Source organism: Streptomyces fradiae (assembly GCF_041270065.1).
In the GTDB taxonomy this organism is placed as follows: domain Bacteria; phylum Actinomycetota; class Actinomycetes; order Streptomycetales; family Streptomycetaceae; genus Streptomyces.
The window spans coordinates 5,098,178-5,113,853 of the sequence record NZ_CP065958.1; the positions used below are offsets into that span (position 1 = coordinate 5,098,178).

15 protein-coding genes are annotated in these 15,676 nt (G+C 72.9%); 12 read left to right on the forward strand and 3 right to left on the reverse strand.

Going from position 1 to position 15,676, the window contains the following annotated elements:
- Position 1: 1 nt before the first annotated feature.
- Positions 2–1,612 carry an amidohydrolase family protein gene (locus tag JAO84_RS23515; RefSeq protein ID WP_370416848.1) on the reverse strand — a complete coding sequence of 537 codons (1,611 nt, stop codon included), beginning with the start codon at positions 1,610–1,612 and terminating at the stop codon, positions 2–4.
- A gap of 16 nt (positions 1,613–1,628) precedes the next feature.
- Positions 1,629–2,894: an alanine racemase gene (locus JAO84_RS23520; protein WP_370414634.1), complete on the reverse strand. Its 1,266-nt coding sequence runs from the start codon at positions 2,892–2,894 to the stop codon at positions 1,629–1,631.
- A gap of 236 nt (positions 2,895–3,130) precedes the next feature.
- Here JAO84_RS23520 and JAO84_RS23525 point away from each other — a divergent pair, with 236 nt between their 5' ends.
- The 5 genes from JAO84_RS23525 (at position 3,131) to JAO84_RS23545 (ending at position 7,570) form a co-directional block, all read left to right on the forward strand.
- Positions 3,131–4,210, forward strand: coding sequence for a sugar kinase (locus tag JAO84_RS23525; protein WP_370416849.1), 1,080 nt, complete (start codon positions 3,131–3,133; stop codon positions 4,208–4,210).
- Entirely contained in the window at positions 4,207–4,971 is a 765-nt protein-coding gene (locus JAO84_RS23530; protein WP_370414635.1) for an IclR family transcriptional regulator, read from the forward strand. The genes JAO84_RS23525 and JAO84_RS23530 overlap by 4 nt, the downstream gene beginning before the upstream one ends.
- Positions 4,968–5,378, forward strand: coding sequence for a RidA family protein (locus JAO84_RS23535; RefSeq protein WP_265868834.1), 411 nt, complete (start codon positions 4,968–4,970; stop codon positions 5,376–5,378). The genes JAO84_RS23530 and JAO84_RS23535 overlap by 4 nt, the downstream gene beginning before the upstream one ends.
- A 127-nt stretch (positions 5,379–5,505) precedes the next feature.
- Positions 5,506–6,033 (forward strand): hypothetical protein, encoded by a 528-nt coding sequence (locus JAO84_RS23540; RefSeq protein WP_370414636.1) that lies wholly within the window; start codon positions 5,506–5,508, stop codon positions 6,031–6,033.
- A 97-nt stretch (positions 6,034–6,130) separates the two neighbouring features.
- Complete coding sequence (locus JAO84_RS23545; RefSeq protein ID WP_370414637.1) at positions 6,131–7,570, forward strand: serine/threonine-protein kinase; 1,440 nt, start codon at positions 6,131–6,133, stop codon at positions 7,568–7,570.
- A gap of 92 nt (positions 7,571–7,662) precedes the next feature.
- Here the strand turns inward: JAO84_RS23545 and JAO84_RS23550 are convergent, their stop codons facing one another.
- On the reverse strand, positions 7,663–9,372 hold the full coding sequence (locus JAO84_RS23550) for a chitinase (RefSeq protein WP_370414638.1): 1,710 nt from the start codon (positions 9,370–9,372) through the stop codon (positions 7,663–7,665).
- A gap of 272 nt (positions 9,373–9,644) precedes the next feature.
- Here JAO84_RS23550 and JAO84_RS23555 point away from each other — a divergent pair, with 272 nt between their 5' ends.
- The 7 genes from JAO84_RS23555 to JAO84_RS23585 are packed head-to-tail and all read left to right on the forward strand — an operon-like array spanning position 9,645 to position 15,661.
- Positions 9,645–10,538: a hypothetical protein gene (locus JAO84_RS23555; RefSeq protein ID WP_370414639.1), complete on the forward strand. Its 894-nt coding sequence runs from the start codon at positions 9,645–9,647 to the stop codon at positions 10,536–10,538.
- A gap of 58 nt (positions 10,539–10,596) precedes the next feature.
- Entirely contained in the window at positions 10,597–11,304 is a 708-nt protein-coding gene (cpaB, locus tag JAO84_RS23560; protein WP_370414640.1) for a Flp pilus assembly protein CpaB, read from the forward strand.
- A 7-nt stretch (positions 11,305–11,311) separates the two neighbouring features.
- Positions 11,312–12,577: a CpaE family protein gene (locus JAO84_RS23565; RefSeq protein WP_370414641.1), complete on the forward strand. Its 1,266-nt coding sequence runs from the start codon at positions 11,312–11,314 to the stop codon at positions 12,575–12,577.
- 35 nt (positions 12,578–12,612) lie between these two features.
- Positions 12,613–12,951, forward strand: coding sequence for a TadE/TadG family type IV pilus assembly protein (locus JAO84_RS23570; protein ID WP_370414642.1), 339 nt, complete (start codon positions 12,613–12,615; stop codon positions 12,949–12,951).
- On the forward strand, positions 12,948–13,331 hold the full coding sequence (locus JAO84_RS23575) for a TadE/TadG family type IV pilus assembly protein (RefSeq protein ID WP_370414643.1): 384 nt from the start codon (positions 12,948–12,950) through the stop codon (positions 13,329–13,331). Before JAO84_RS23570 ends, JAO84_RS23575 begins: the two co-directional genes overlap by 4 nt.
- Complete coding sequence (locus JAO84_RS23580; RefSeq protein WP_370414644.1) at positions 13,328–14,677, forward strand: CpaF family protein; 1,350 nt, start codon at positions 13,328–13,330, stop codon at positions 14,675–14,677. The genes JAO84_RS23575 and JAO84_RS23580 overlap by 4 nt, the downstream gene beginning before the upstream one ends.
- A 27-nt stretch (positions 14,678–14,704) precedes the next feature.
- Positions 14,705–15,661, forward strand: a complete 957-nt coding sequence (locus JAO84_RS23585; RefSeq protein WP_370414645.1) for a type II secretion system F family protein — start codon at positions 14,705–14,707, stop codon at positions 15,659–15,661.
- Positions 15,662–15,676 lie beyond the last annotated feature (15 nt).

Genomic DNA, 15,676 nt, shown 5'->3' on the forward strand with positions numbered 1-15,676 from the left:
CTCAGCGCCCGCTCCTCCTGACCGACCGGCCCGGCAGCTCGTCCGTCCGCTTGCCGTCCTCGATCACGAACCGGCCGTTCACCAGCACGTGCGGGATGCCCACCGGGAGGGTGCGGGGAGCGGCGTACGTCGAGCCGGCCGCGACCGTCGCCGGGTCGAAGAGGACCAGGTCGGCGACGAAGCCCTCGCGGATCCGGCCGCGGTCGGGGAGCCGGAGGCGGGCGGCGGGGCGGGAGGTGAGGTGGGCGACGCACTCCTCCAGGGAGAGGACGCCCTCCTCGCGGACGTAACGGCCGAGGTACTCGGGGAAGGTGCCGTACGCGCGCGGGTGCGGCTTGGCGCCCTGCAGGATGCCGTCCGAGCCGCCGGTGTGGACCCGGTGGCGCATGATCGCCCGCACGTTCTCCTCGTGGCCCACGTGCTGGAGGACCGTCGAGCCGAGCCGGTCCTCCAGGAGCAGCCGGCGCGCCGTCGGCCAGTCGGGGACCGTGCGGCCGACCCACTCCGCCAGCGCCGGGTTCGTCACCCCGGAGATCTCGATGGTGTCCCACTCCACCGGCACCCCGTGGCAGCCGTCCGAGCCCAGCTCCTCCAGGTGGTGCCGGATCCGCTCCGCCGTCGCGTCGTCCGCGAGCCGCGCGAGCAGCGCCTCCGGCCCGCCCTCGTGCGCCCAGCTCGGCAGCACGGCGACCAGCGTCGTACAGCCCGGGGTGTACGGGTAGGTGTCGAGCGAGATGTCCGCGCCGCCGTCGAGGGCCGCGTCCAGGAGCGCGAGCAGCTCCGGCGCGCGCCCTTTGTTCACGCCGAAGTTCATCGTGGCGTGCGCGAGGTGCAGGGCGCAGCCCGCGTCACGGGTGAGCGCGACCATCTCCTCGTACGCCCGCAGGGCGCCCGCCCCGTACGAGCGGTGGTGCGGGCAGTAGTAGCCGCCGTACGAGGCCACCACCCGGCACAGCTCGGTCAGTTCGGCGTCCGGCGCGTACATCCCGGGGGTGTAGGTCAGCCCGGAGGACATGCCGACGGCGCCCTGCTCCAGGCCCTCGGCGACCAGTTGCCGCATCCGCTCCAGCTCGGTGTCCGTCGCCGGCCGGTCCTCCCAGCCCATCGCGTACATGCGGACCGTGCCCTGGGGGACGAGGTAGGCGGCGTTCACGGCGATGCCCCGCCCGCCGTGCGCGGTGTCCAGCCGGTCCAGGTACTCGCCGACCGTGCGCCAGTCGAAGTCGAAGTCGACCGTCGTGTCGTCGGGACCGCCGCCGTTCCAGCCGGCGATGGTGCGGCGGACCTCGGCCAGTGTGCGGTCGTCGACCGGTGCGTACGACAGGCCGTCCTGCCCCAGGACCTCCAGGGTCACGCCCTGCGCCGCCTTCGCGCTGTGGTCCGGGTCGCGGAGCAGTGCGAGGTCGCTGTGGGCGTGCATGTCGATGAAGCCGGGGGCCAGGGCGAGCCCCTCGGCGTCGACGATCCGGCGGGCCGTCGGGCGCTGGCAGCCGGCCTGCGCGGCCTCCTTGACGATTGCGGCGATCCGGCCGCCGTCGATGGCGACATCGGCGCGGTAGGAGGGTTCGCCGGTGCCGTCGACGACCTCCGCGTCACGGAAGACGAGGTCCATCACGGTCGGGGCTCCTTTAGAAGAAGGTGCGGATGTAGTCGACGACCGTGCCGTCCGCCTCGACCAGCGGGATCAGCTGCCACTTGTCGAAGATCGTGCAGGGGTGCGACAGGCCCATCCCCACCCAGTCGCCGACCTCCAGCTCTGCGCCGGACTCGGTGCCGAGCCAGACGTGCTGATCGGAGAGGCCCGTCACGGTGATGCCCGCCGCGGCGCGGATCTCACCCGTCCGGGCGTCGCGGACCACCTGCGCCTCGGGCAGGTGCAGGTCGTGAGAGGCGTCCCGCTTGCCCGCGTTGGTGAAGGCCTGCTCGGCGGTGGGCCGGGAGACGACCTGCGACCAGAGCCGGAACGCGGGCTGGAGGGCACCCTCCTCAGGGATCCGGTTGAAGGGGGTGCGGTCGCGGTACTGCCCGTCGTCGTGCGAGACGTACGCGCCGGAGCGCAGCAGCTTCAGGACGGGCAGGGAGAGCGCGGGGATCTCCGCGAAGGACTCGGCGACCGCGTCGAACCACTCGCTGCCGCCCGCGCTCACCACGATCTCGCCGACGGCGGGGTCGAAGCGGCCGGCCTTGTCGAACTCGGCGGCGAGCCCGATGAGCCGCTGCAGCCAGGTGCGTACGGAGTCGGTGTCAGCCCCGGGCATCGTGCCCTCGTACCCGGCGACGCCGACGAGACGGAGCGCGGGGGCGGCCGCGACGGCGTCGGCGACGGCCGCGCACTCCGCCTCCGTCCGTACGCCCGTACGCCCGGTCGCACCGGCGGCCAGTTCGACCACCACGTCCACGGCGCGGCGCGCCCCGGCGGCGGTCAGCGCCTGGTCCATCAGCTCGACGCCGCGCACGGAGTCGACGTAGCAGACGAAGCGGAAGTCCGGGTCGGCGTCCAGCTCGGCGGCGAGCCAGCGCAGCGCGACGGCGTCGACGAGCTCGTTGGCGAGGAAGATCCGGGCGACGCCGTGCGCGCGGTAGACCCGGGCCTGGTGGGGGACGGCGGCCGTGATGCCCCAGGCGCCGTGGGCGATCTGACGGTCGAACAGCTGCGGGGCCATGGACGTCTTGCCGTGCGGCGCGAAGGCCAGGCCGTGGCGCTCGGTGTACGTCTCCAGGAGGCGCAGGTTGTGCTCGACGGACTCGGCGGAGAGGGCGAGGACGGGGGTGGTGAAACCGCCGGTGAACAGGTTGCGGCGCTGGGCGGCGAGCTCGCCGACGGTCAGCCCCGCGGCGTCCGGCGGCAGGGCCTTGAAGCGGTGGTCGACGACCTCGTGGGCCAGGTCCGGCATGGGGGTGTCCTCCTCGTCGAGGGCGGCGGGTACGCGAGTGGGTGTCGCCTGCCGATTCTCACCGCTCCGGTCAGTGTTGCAGTGTGTGCAACAGTCATTGCGTATATCGCTCAAGGCTGTCTAACATCCGGGCCAGCGCCGGGTCAATGGACCGGGTCAATGGATCCGTACCCACGCCGAGGAGCCGCGCAGTGACAGGACAGCACCCCGTGGACGTCGTCTGCCTCGGCGAGTCCATGGTCACCTTCCTGCCCACCCGGCCCGGGCGCCTCGCCGACGTGCCCTCCTTCGACCGCGGCATCGGCGGCGCCGAGTCCAACGTCGCCTGCGCCCTCGCCGCCGCCGGCCACCGTGCGCGGTGGGTCGGCCGGGTCGGCCGGGACGGCTTCGGCACCCACCTGACCGAGGCGATCGGCGCGTACGGCGTCGACGTCTCCGCCGTCGTCCGCGACCCCGGCCGGCCCACCGGCGTCTACTTCCGCACCGCCACCGACCGCGCCACGGACGCGCACGAGGTCGTCTACCACCGGGCCGGGTCCGCGGCCTCGGCGATGGCGCCGTCGACCGTGCCGTACGACGTCGTCGCGGGCGGCCGGATCCTCCACCTCACCGGTATCACGGCCGCGCTGTCGGCCTCCTGCCTCGCGCTCGTACGGGAACTCACCGGCCCCCGGCCCGGCCGGCCGCTCGTCTCCTTCGACGTCAACTTCCGGCCCGGGCTGTGGGCCGATCCGGCGGCGGGCGGGCGCGTGCTGCTGGACCTGGCGCGGGGGGCCGACGTCGTGTTCGTCGGCGCCGACGAGGCGGAGGCGGCGTGGGGTGTCGGGGAGCCGGACGCGATCCGGCGCGCGCTGCCGGAGCCGGGGGTGCTGGTGGTGAAGCGGGGGGAGGTGGGGGCGACGGTGTACGAGCGCTGCGCGGCATCTTTCCCCACCCCGCCCCTTCCCGAATTGGGGGCTCTGCCCCCGGACCCCCGCGCCTCAAACGCCGGCGGGGCTGGATTTGCTGCCGGCCCCCGTCCCGACACCGTCACCCACGTCCCCGCCCCCCGCGTCGACGTCGTCGCCCCCGTCGGCGCCGGCGACGCCTTCGCCGCCGGGTTCCTCTCCGGCACCCTCCGCGGCCTCGACGCCAAAGCTCGGCTGCGGCACGGGCACCTCATGGCCGCCGCCGCGCTCACCGTCCCCGGCGACCTCGCCGCCCCCGCGCGGCGCGCCCACGCCGACCGGCTGGCCGCCGCGCCCGACGAGGCCTGGGGGAGACTTCACCTCGGCCCCGGCTGGACGGGGGAGGACCAGGAGGTACGTACGCCATGAGCCAGACCGTCGACCGGGCACTCAGCATCCTGCCGCTGCTCGCCCAGGGACCCGCCGACCTCGGACAGGTCGCCGAACGGCTCGGCGTCCACAAGTCCACCGCCCTGCGCCTGCTGCGCACCCTCCACGAGCACGGCCTCGTCTACCGCCAGCAGGACCAGCGCTACCGACTCGGCGCCCGCCTCTTCGCGCTCGCCCAGGAAGCCGTCGAGAACCTCGACATCCGCGAGATCGCCCACCCCCACCTCGCCGCCCTCAACGAGCGCATCGGACACACCGTCCACCTCGCCGTCCACGAGGAGGGCGAGGTCCTCTACATCGACAAGGTCGAGAGCCGCTACCCCGTCCGCATGTACTCGCGGATCGGCAAGCCGGTCGCCCTCACCGTCGCCGCCGTCGCCAAGCTGCTCCTCGCCGACCTCCCCGAGCCCGAGCGCCGCGCCCTCGCCGCCAAGCTCGACTACCCCCTGTACACGCCCCGTTCGACCCCCAACGCGGCCGCCTTCCTCAAGGAGCTGGCGATCGTACGCGAACAGGGCTGGGCCACCGACCTCGGCGGCCACGAGGAGTCCATCAACTGCGTCGCCGCACCCATCCGCGGCGCGGACGGCCGGGTCGTCGCCGCCATGTCGGTGTCCGCGCCCAACGTCGTCGTCACCGCCGAGGAACTCCTCACCCTGCTCCCGCTGGTGCGCCGCACCGCCGACGACATCAGCCGCGAATACTCCGGCACCACCCCACCGAAGGAAGCCAGCGCATGACCGAGAAGACCGCGATCACCCCCGCCACCCACACCGCCCCGCCGGCGAAGTTCTCGCACGGCGTGAAGAAGGGCAACATCCTCCAGGTCGCCGGCCAGGTCGGCTTCCTGCCCGCCGTCGAGGGACAGCCGCCCACGCCCGCCGGCCCGACGCTGCGCGAGCAGACCCTCCAGACCTTCGCCAACGTCAAGGCGATCCTGGAGGAGGGCGGCGCGAGCTGGGACGACGTGATGATGATGCGCGTCTACCTCACGGACGTGGACCACTTCGCCGAGATGAACGAGATCTACAACGCGTACTTCGAGGAGCAGGGCCTGAAGGCCCCCGCCGCCGCCCGTACCACCGTGTACGTCGGCCTGCCGGCGGGGCTCCTCATCGAGATCGACGCCCTCGCGGTCCTCGGCTGAGGTCCAGCTGATCCTCCTGAATCCGCTCACCATCGTGTAGACCGGATTGCCGAGGATTTCCCGGGGAATCTCCGGGACTTGCCGGGGCGGCTCGAACGTCCACAGGAACGTCGGCCATACTTCCGCCGTGGAGCAGCGCACAGGACCCAGCAGCATTCAGGCGGTGCAAGGCGCCGCGGCGGACCCCGCGTTCGTCCCGGGCATCACGGGGCTCGCCCCGGTGCAGTCGGTCGAGGAGCCGGAGGACGTGGTCGAGCCGCAGGACGCGGTTCCGGCCTCGGCCCTGGCCCTCAAGGAGCCCGAGGCGGCGGAAGCGGACCCGGACACGGACCCGGAAGCTGACGCGGAGGCCGTGCCCGACGGGCCCGTCTTCGAGGCCGCCGACCGGCGCGCCAGGATCGTGGCCGACGCCACCGGCGTACAACTGAGCCTCGACGAGGAGCACTGCGAGTTCCGCTGGGACGAGATCGGCGCGGTGGAGACCGAGGTGTCCCGCTTCGGGCGCCGGTTCACCATCATCGTGCACACCCCGGACCGGCGCTGGTACCCGATCGAGATCGACGCGCCGGCCAAGGCCCGGGTCGCCGAGTGGGAGTCGGAGCTCGACGCGGTCCTGGACGCCTACTTCGACGAGGGCGACGCCAAGGCGTCGTAACCCGTCCCGGTACTCATCCCGGTACGGATGGCATGGCCGAATCAGTGTGCGGGGTTCGGCCATACTGTCCTGCGTGGGGACCCTCATCGGTAGATACGTGATCGAGCACAAGCTGGGCGAAGGCGGCATGGGCACCGTCTACCTGGCCCGGTCGCGCGGCGGGCGCGCCGTCGCCGTCAAGGTGGCCCGGCCGGAACTCGCCGCCGACCCGGCCTTCCGCGCGCGCTTCCGCGCGGAGGTCGCCGCCGCCCGGCGGGTCGGCGGGTTCCACACCGCGCAGGTCGTCGACGCCGACCCGGAGGCGGCGGAGCCCTGGCTCGCCACCGCCTACATCCCCGGACCCACGCTCGCCGGCCTCGTCGACAGCGAAGGCCCCCTGGACGAAGAGCGGTTGCGGGCGCTCGCGGCCGCCCTCGCCGAGGCCCTGGAGGCCATCCACGCCTGCGACCTGGTCCACCGCGACCTCAAGCCGGGCAACATCGTGATGGCCCCGGACGGGCCCCGCGTCCTGGACTTCGGGATCGCCCGGGCCCTGGAGTCGAACCGGATGACCGCCACCGGCGTCGCCTTCGGCACCCCCGGCTACCTCGCCCCGGAGCAGGCCCTCGGCGAGGAGGTCACCGGCGCCGCCGACGTCTTCGCGCTCGGCGCCGTCCTGGTGGCGGCGGCCGGCGGCAGCCCGTTCGGGGGCGGTACGCCGATGGGCCTCATGTACCGCTCGGTGCACGAGGCGCCGGACCTCACGGCGGTGCCGGAGGGGCTGCGCGACCTGGTCGGCCGCTGCCTCGCCAAGGAACCCGGCAGCCGGCCGACGCCCGAGCGGATCCTCGACGAACTCGGCCCGGGCGCGGGCGCTCAGGCGATCCCGGCCCCGGAACACCGGCCGACGGTCCTCGACGTGCCCGACCCCCGCTCGGCCCCCAACCCGGTACCGCCCACCCCCGTGCCGCCGACCCCCACCCCGACTCCCGGTTTCGGCGCCCCGACACCCGTGCCGCCGACCGCACCGCCTGCCGCACCGTCGCCCGCGGGCCTCCCGTACACCCCCACCGCCCCGTACGTCCCGGGCTCCCCGTACCCGTCCGGCGGCGCCGCCGTGCCCGTACCGATGTCCCCGCCCCCGCCCCCGTCGTACGCACCGGGTGCCGGTCGCGGTGCCGCTGCCGACTTCGTCGCCGCCGACGCCAAGGGCGGGGTCGTGATCGACGCGCACGGCGTGACGTTCCAGCTCCGGGAGGCCGAGGCCGACTTCCGCTGGGACGAGATCGCCGCGGTCCAGCACCACCCGACCCGCCGCGGCCGGGTGCTGCGCCTCCTGCTGTTCCTGCGCGACGGGACGAACTTCGTCTGCGAGGTCGACGGGCGCCGGCACACCCGTGTCGACGAGTGGGCGGCGCGGATCGACCAGGTCCTCGCCGTCTACATGCCGGGCCGCTCGCCGGCCCCGGGCCCGGCCCCGTTCCCGGGTACGGCGCCCGGCTACCCGGCCGGACCGCCCGGCCCGCCCGCCCCCGGGTACGGCTACCCGCGCGCCTGACCCGATCGGACCGGACCGGAAACGGCGCAGCGCCGCCGGGAGAGCGGCGGCGCTGCGGAGCGGAATTCCCCAGGCGGGGAGTCGGGGAGTGGTTACGGCAGGTTGTGGACGTGCGGGCCGACCGCGTTCGACCAGGCGTTGCCGGCCGTGGCGTCCCAGTTGGTCGACCAGGTCATCGCGCCCCGGATGTTCGGGTAGGTCTGGGCCGGCTTGAAGGTGCCGCAGCCGGTGCCCTTGGCGAGGCAGTCGAGCGCGTTCTTCACGATCTGCGGGTCGACGTAGCCGCTGCCCGCGCCCCGCGTCGAGGCGGGCACGCCCAGGCCGATCTGGGAGGCGTCCAGGCCGCCCTGGAGCTGGATGCAGGCGAGCGCGGTGAGGAAGTCCACCGAGCCCTGGCTGTAGACCTTGCCGTCGCAGCCGAGCATCGAACCGCTGTTGTAGTACTGCATGTTGACCACCGTGAGGATGTCCTTCACGGCGAGCGCGGTCTTGAAGTACTCGGTGCCGGTCGACTGCATGTCGATGGTCTGCGGCGCCATCGTCAGGACCAGCGACGAGCCGGCCTTGGCGGACAGCTGGCGCAGCGCCTTCGTCAGGTAGGTGGAGTTGATGCCGTGCTCGAGGTCGATGTCGACGCCGTTGAAGCCGTACTCCTGCATCAGCGCGTAGGCGCTGTTGGCGAAGGCGGTCGCGGACGCGTCACTGTTGATGGTGACGTTCCCCTTCTCGCCGCCGACGGAGAGGATGACGGACTTGCCGGCGGCCTTCTTGGCGGCGACGTCCGCCTTGAAGTCGGCGGCGGAGGCGTAGCCGACGGCCGGGTCGAGGTTGAAGGTGATCTGGCCGGCCGTGGTCGTCGCGTCGGCGAAGGAGACGGCGATGATGTCGTACTGCGACTGCACGTCGCGCAGCTTCTGCACGGTCGCGCCGTTGTTGAAGTTCTGCCAGTAGCCGGTCAGCGCGTGCTTGGGCACGGCCGGGCCGGGGCCCGGGTCGGTGACCTTGGCGGTCCGTGCGGTGACGGCCGTCGACTTGGCGGACTCGCCCGCGGCGTTGGTGGCCGAGACCTGGAACTGGTACGAGGTGTCGGCGGTCAGGCCGGTGACGGTGGCCGCGCTGTTGCTCACGGTCGTCGCGAGGGCGCCGTCCTTGTAGACCTTGTAGTTGGTCGCGCCGGAGACCGCGCCCCAGCTGAGGGAGACGGAGCTGGTGGTGACGCTGCCGGCCGTGAGACCGGCGGGGGTGGCCGGGACCGTCGGCTCGGGGTCGGTGCCGCCGCCCCCGTCGGGGCCGAAGACGCTCACGTCGTCGACGGAGTAGGCGGCCGTGCCGTACCACCCGTGGGTGTAGATCTGCACGGAGGTGGTGTTGGCGCCGGTGGTGAAGGTGGTCGTCAGCTGCTTCCAGGTGCCGCTGTCCGGGGTCCACGTCGACACGTCGGTGGTGCCGGTGCCGGTGGCGCCGAGGTAGGCGTAACCGCCCTGCACCCAGGCGCTCAGGGTGTACGTGGAGCTCGGCTTCACGGTCACGGTCTGCGTGCACTTGGCGTTGTCGAGGCCGGCCGGGGTGGCGCGCAGGGCGCCCGCCCCGGTGCGTACCGGCGAGGACACGACGGCGCCGCTGCCGGCCGAACAGGACCAGTTGGTCAGGCCGTTCTCGAAGCCGGCGTTCTTGGCGACGTTGACGTCCGCGGCCTGCGCGGTGCCGGCGCCGCCGACCAGGACGAGGCCGGAACCGACGGTCAGCGCGAGTGCGCCGCCGAGGAGTCTGCGGCGGTGCGGCCGAGTGGTGGTGCGGTCCACGTGTTGCCTCCGGGGGAGTGGGGGAGGGAAGGCGGGGAGAGGGAGAGGGGGAGTCTCCGTCGGGTGAACAAGTTGGTCCAGACCAATTGGGTTGTCAAGACCTCTGGCACGAACCGCAGTTCAGAGCCGACTCCTTCGGTCGAGAAAGTGACGGAGCTTGCAGGATTGTGTGTTCACCACTCCGGTGGCCTGGATAAAGTGCAGAGGCGGTAGGTAACGCTGCGAGCGCAGCTAGTGATCATTGAGGGATTGAGGGATCGGGGGAGCCCGACGTGCCGACAGCGATTGCGGTCACCGGCGCCGACCTGGTGCTGCCGCCGACCGATCCGCAGACGCCCCCCGCCGCCGTGCTGCCCGGCCCCGAGGCCCGGCCGCTCGACGTGGCCCTCGCCGACGTGCGCCGGCTGCTCGATCAGCAGGGGCATCTGATCGTCGTCTGCCCCGATTCCGTACCACGCGCGACCGCCCAACGCCTGCACGCCGTACGCTCCCTGCTCGAATCCGACCGGATCGCGATCGTCCGCACCGGCCTCCCGCCGCTCGGCACCGCCGTCCTCGTCCGGCAGCTCCGCCAGCTCTCCGTCTGCGACTTCAGCCCCGGAGTCCTCGCCTCCGCCGCCCGGCTGCTTGCCCATTACGTGTACGCGGGCGCCGTCCTCGGCTCGGTCGCCAAGCTCGACCACGTGCCCGTCGGCCTCGGCTCCCACGTCAAGGGCTGGCTGCCCGGCGCCCACTTCGCCGTCCTCGCCGGACCCGAGCCCCAGCTCGTACGCCTCGGATCGGGATCAGGGTCGGGATCCGGGTCGGGATCAGGGTCGGGATCCGGGGCGCACGAGACCCTGACCGGGCCCGAGTTCACCACCGACCTCGTCCTGGCCCGCGGCCAGCTCGCCACCGACTGGCCCACGGCGACCCTGGCCCCCGGCTGGCGGGTCCGCGCCGTCCAGGAGGCCGCACTGCCCGAGTCCTCGCCCCGCTGGTGGGGCACGGGCAAGCTCGTCGAGTTCGCCGCGTACCTGCCCGATCTGCCCGTCCTGCACCAACTCGTCTCCTCCGTACGGCGGGAGACCTGCCACTGGTGCCGCATGGAGCTCATCGGCGACCGCTGCGGCTTCTGCGCCGCGCCCCTGCCGAGCACAGCCGAGCCCACGCCCGCGTCCCGCTAGCCAGCCTCAACCTGCCCCTTCCCTGTTCCCGTCCACGATCGATCGAGGTAGTACGGCCATGAACTCCCGCCAGCGCCGCGGCGTGCTCCTGCTGCTGCTGTCCGTCCTGTGCGCCCTCGGCGTGTTCGCCGGCGTCCTCACGGTCATCAGCGACGTGAACTCCAAGGTCGGGCCCGAGGTGACCGCGTACCGCGTCAAGGACGACATCGAGCCGTACGCCGCCCTCGGCCCCGGGAACTTCGAGAAGATCACCATGCCGGAGCGCTGGCTGCCCGCCACCGCCGTCACCGACCTCCGCAGGACCGAGGGCAAGATCGCCGTCACGACCCTCAAGGCCGGCTCCCTGCTGCAGAGCGACATGATCGTCGACCGGCCCGCGCTCGCCCCCGGCCAGCAGGAACTCGCCATCATGGTCGACGGCGCCACCGGCGTCGCCGGCAAGATCACCCCAGGCGCCTCCGTCAACATCTACGCCACCTTCGCCGGCGAACGCGGCGGCCCGCCCGACCAGTCCAAGCTGATCGTCGCCGGCGCCAAGGTCCTCGCCATCGGCAAGCTCACCCCCATCGAGAGCCGCGACGACAAGGCCGGCCGGGCCACCGAGGCCGTGCCGATCACCTTCGCCCTCTCCACCGCCGACACCCAGCGCGTCGCCTACGCCGAGTCCTTCGCCGAACACGTCCGCCTCGCCCTCGTCGCCCCCGGCGGCGGCAGCAGTGCGCCCGCCCCGGGCGACCGCACGTACACGCTCGACAAGGACAAGTGAGGCCCGCATGACCACGAGGATCCTGCCGGCGGTCGGCGACCCGGACGCGGCCCGCGCCGTCACCACCCTCATCGGCCAGCTGCCCGACGCCGAACCCGCCGGGCCCGTCGCCGACTCCACCCAGCTCCTCGACACCCTCGCCCGGCTCGCCGCCCACTCCCTCGACGAGCTCCCCGAGGTCGTCCTCGTCCACGAGCGCATCGGCCCCGTCCCCGCGCTCGAACTCATCCGCGAGGTCGCCCTCCGCTTCCCCGCCGTCGGCGTCGTCCTCATCACCGCCGACGCCAGCCCCGTGCTGTTCTCCGCCGCCATGGACTCCGGCGCCCGCGGCCTCGTCACCCTGCCCCTCGGCTACGAGGAGCTCGCCAGCCGCGTCCAGGCCGCCGCCCAGTGGTCCACCGGCGTCCGCCGCCACCTCGGCGCCGCCGGCCCCGACGCCGCCCTCACCGGCCCCGGCGGCCGGGTCGTCACCGTCAGCGGCGCCAAGGGCGGCGTCGGCACCACCGTCACCGCCGTCCACCTCGCCCTCGCCGCCCGCGCCTCCGGCCACACGGTGGCGCTGGTGGACCTGGACCTCCAGGGCGGCGACATCGCCTCGTACCTCGACGTCCAGTTCCGCCGCTCGGTCGCCGACCTGGCCGCCATCAACGACATCTCGCCGCGGGTGCTTCAGGACGCCGTGTACGTCCACGAGACGGGTCTGTCCTTGCTCCTGGCCCCGGGGGAGGGCGAGCGGGGCGAGGACGTCACCGACCGCGCCGCCCGCCAGATCGTCCACGCCCTGCGCACCCGCCACGAGGTCGTCGTCGTCGACTGCGGCACCCATCTCGACTCGGCGGGCGCGGCGGCCGTGGAGACGGCGGACGTCGCCTTGCTGGTGACGACCCCGGACGTCGTCGCCGTACGGGCCGCCAAGCGGGTCGTACGGATGTGGGACCGGCTCCAGATCCGCAAGCCGGAGGACAGCACCGTCCTGGTCAACCGCCACCAGCGCGCCACCGAGATCCAGCCCCCGCTCGTCCAGAAGATCACCGGGACGCGGATGGCGGGTGTGGCTGTTCCCGCCGCGTACAAGGAGCTGGCGGCCGTCGTCGACGCGGGCCGCCTGCACGACCTGGACGCGCGGTCGAGCGTCAAGCAGGCGCTGTGGGCGCTTGCGGGGGAGCTGGGGTTGGTGAAGGCGGCGGGCGTGGGCGGGCCCAGCAAGGAGCTCGTACGGGGCGGGGATCGCGGCGCGCTCGGCCTGCGGCGGCGCGGCGGCGGAGGGCGATAGCCGTGCGGGTGTGGGGGCGGAGTGACAGCGGCCAGGTGGCGGTCGAGTTCGTCGGCATGCTGCCGCTGATCCTGCTCACGCTGGTGCTGCTGTGGCAGTGCGTCCTGATCGGCTACACGTACACGCTGGCGGGGAACGCGGCGGACGAGGCGGCGCGGGCGGCGGCGGTCGACGGCGACTGCGAGGGAGCGGCGCGGCGGCACGTGGAGGGCGCGTGGGCGTCGGGTGCGAGTGTCGACTGCGGGGTTCCGTCGGGCGGGATGGTCACGGTGACGGTCACGCTCCGCACCCCCGTGCTGTTCCCCGGCTCGATCACCTTCCCGTGGCGGGTCGACGGGAAGGCGGCGGCGGTGTGGGAGGGGAAGGACCGATGAAACGCTTCCGAAGGCGCGACCGCGGTTCGGTGGCCATCGAGTACCTGGGCTTTCTGCCGATCCTGCTGATCGTCGGCCTGGCGGGCATCCAGCTCGGCCTCGTCGCGTACGCGGCCCAGCAGGCGGGCACGGGGGCGCGGGCGGCGGCGCGGGCGGCGAGCGTGGACGACCCCGACTCCGTACCGAGGCCGAGGGCGGCCGCGGACGCGTCCATGAGCGACTGGATCGTCGAGCACAGGTCGTTCAGCTCCTCGGGAGAGGGCAGCTACAGCGTCACCGTCCGGGTCCCCGGCCTCATCCCCTTCCTGGGCCCGTTCAGGGTGACCAGGACCGCCACCATGCCCGTCCCCGACTCCGCATCCGAGGAGGAGCGCCCATGAGCCTGCGGTCCCGCATCCACACCCCCGAGGAGAACCGGTCCGGCGGCGCCGCCGGACGGGAGGACGGACATCTCGTCGCCGCGTTCCGCGCGAAGCTCCTGGAGGAGATCGACCTCACCGAGATGTCCGCGCTCGCCGCCGCCGAGCGCCGGGCCCGGCTCGAACGCGTCCTCGGCCACATCATCAGCCGCGAGGGCCCGGTGCTCTCCACCGCCGAGCGCGCCCAGTTGATCCGCCGCGTCGTCGACGAGGCCCTCGGCCTCGGCGTGCTCGAACCGCTCCTCGAAGACGCCTCCATCACCGAGATCATGGTCAACGGCCCCGACCAGATCTACATCGAGCGGGCGGGCCGGGTGGAGCTGCTCCCGCTGCGGTTCGCGTCCCACGAGCAGCTGATGCAGACCATCGAGCGGATCGTGTCGACCGTCAACCGACGGGTCGACGAGTCGAATCCGATGGTGGACGCGCGGCTGCCGTCCGGCGAGCGCGTCAACGTGATCATTCCGCCGCTGTCGCTCACCGGCGCCACGCTCACCATTCGCCGCTTCCCGCGCGCGTACACGCTGCACGAGATGATCGGTCTCGGCTCGCTCGACGAGCAGATGCTGCTCCTGCTGTCAGGACTCGTCCAGGCCAAGTTCAACATCATCGTCTCCGGCGCCACCGGCACCGGTAAGACGACCCTCCTCAACGCCCTGTCCGGGCTCATCCCCGACGGCGAGCGGGTCATCACCATCGAGGACTCGGCCGAGCTGCAGCTCCAGCAGTCCCACGTCATCCGCCTGGAGGCCCGGCCGCCCAACATCGAGGGCCGCGGCCAGGTCACCATCCGCGACCTCGTGCGCAACTCCCTGCGCATGCGCCCCGACCGTATCGTCGTCGGCGAGGTCCGCGGCGGCGAGACGCTCGACATGCTGCAGGCCATGTCCACCGGCCACGACGGCTCCCTCGCCACAGTCCACGCCAACTCCGCCGAGGACGCGCTCATGCGCCTCCAGACCCTCGCCTCGATGTCCGAGGTGAAGGTGCCGTTCGAGGCGCTGCGCGACCAGATCAACAGCGCCGTCGACATCCTCGTCCAGCTCACCCGCCACCCCGACGGCACCCGCCGCGTCACCGAGATCGCGGTCCTCGCCTCGCACGGCCGCGAGGGCTACCTCCTCGCCACCGTGTGCCGCTTCGACGCCCAGCCGATCGGCGCCGACGGCCGGGTGCACGGCCGCTTCTCGTACCACCCGCTGCCGCGCCGGGTCGCCGACCGGCTCTACATGGCGGGCCAGCCCATCCCCCAGGCCTTCGGCGTGGCCGCGACCGACGCGCAACTCGCCACGCGAGAAGCCACGTAGCCACGTAGGGAAGGAAGTAGAAGGACGATGACCCTGACCTCGACCCCGACCCTGCTGACCGTCGGCGCCGCACTCGTGTGCGCTGTCCTGGCCGTGGCCGGAATCCAGCTGTACGCGAGCGGCGCCGCCCAGCGTTCCGCGCTCATCGCGCGCCTCTCGCAGAACGCGGGCGAGACGGGCGACCCCGGCGGCCGGCGCAGGCGCCCGTTCCGCGGCGTCGACCGGCGGGTGCGCCGCACCGCGCTGGGCCGCAAGCTGGAGCTCCGTATCTCCGCCACCGGACTCGACGTCACACCGGGCGAGTTCGTCGTCGCCATGGCCGTGACCGTCGCCGCGCTGTGGGCGACCGGGCAGGCCCTGCTGTCGCCGTTCTTCGGGCCGATCTGCGGCTTCCTCGGGGTGTGGGTGGCGATGGGCTTCCTCAACTGGCAGCGGCAGAAGCGGATCGAGAAGTTCATCAACCAGCTCCCCGAGCTCTCCCGCATCCTCGCCAACGCCACCCAGGCCGGCCTCGCCCTGCGCATGGCGCTCTCGCTCGCCGCCGACGAGATGGACGCGCCGGCCGGCGACGAACTGGAGAAGGTCGCCCAGCAGCTCGCCGTCGGCACCTCCATCGACGACGCCCTCGGCGAACTCGCCGAACGCCTCCCGTCCCGCGAACTCGTCGTCCTCGTCACGACCCTGGTCCTCGCCAACCGGGCCGGCGGCACCGTCGTCTCCTCGCTGCGCAACCTCACCGAGACGCTGGAGGAGCGGAAGGAGACCCGGCGCGAGGTGCGCACGCAGCTGTCGCAGGTGAGCATGACGGCGTACGCGGTCCCCGTCATCGGCGTCGGCTCGCTGCTGCTCATCGACAACATGCAGCCCGGCGCCCTCGACCGGATGACCGGCTCGGGCCTTGGACAGCTGGCGGTGGTGCTGGCGTTCGGCCTGTACGTGGTCGGCTTCGTCGTGATCCGCCGCTTCGCGAAGATCGACGTGTAGGGACAGGGACAAGGA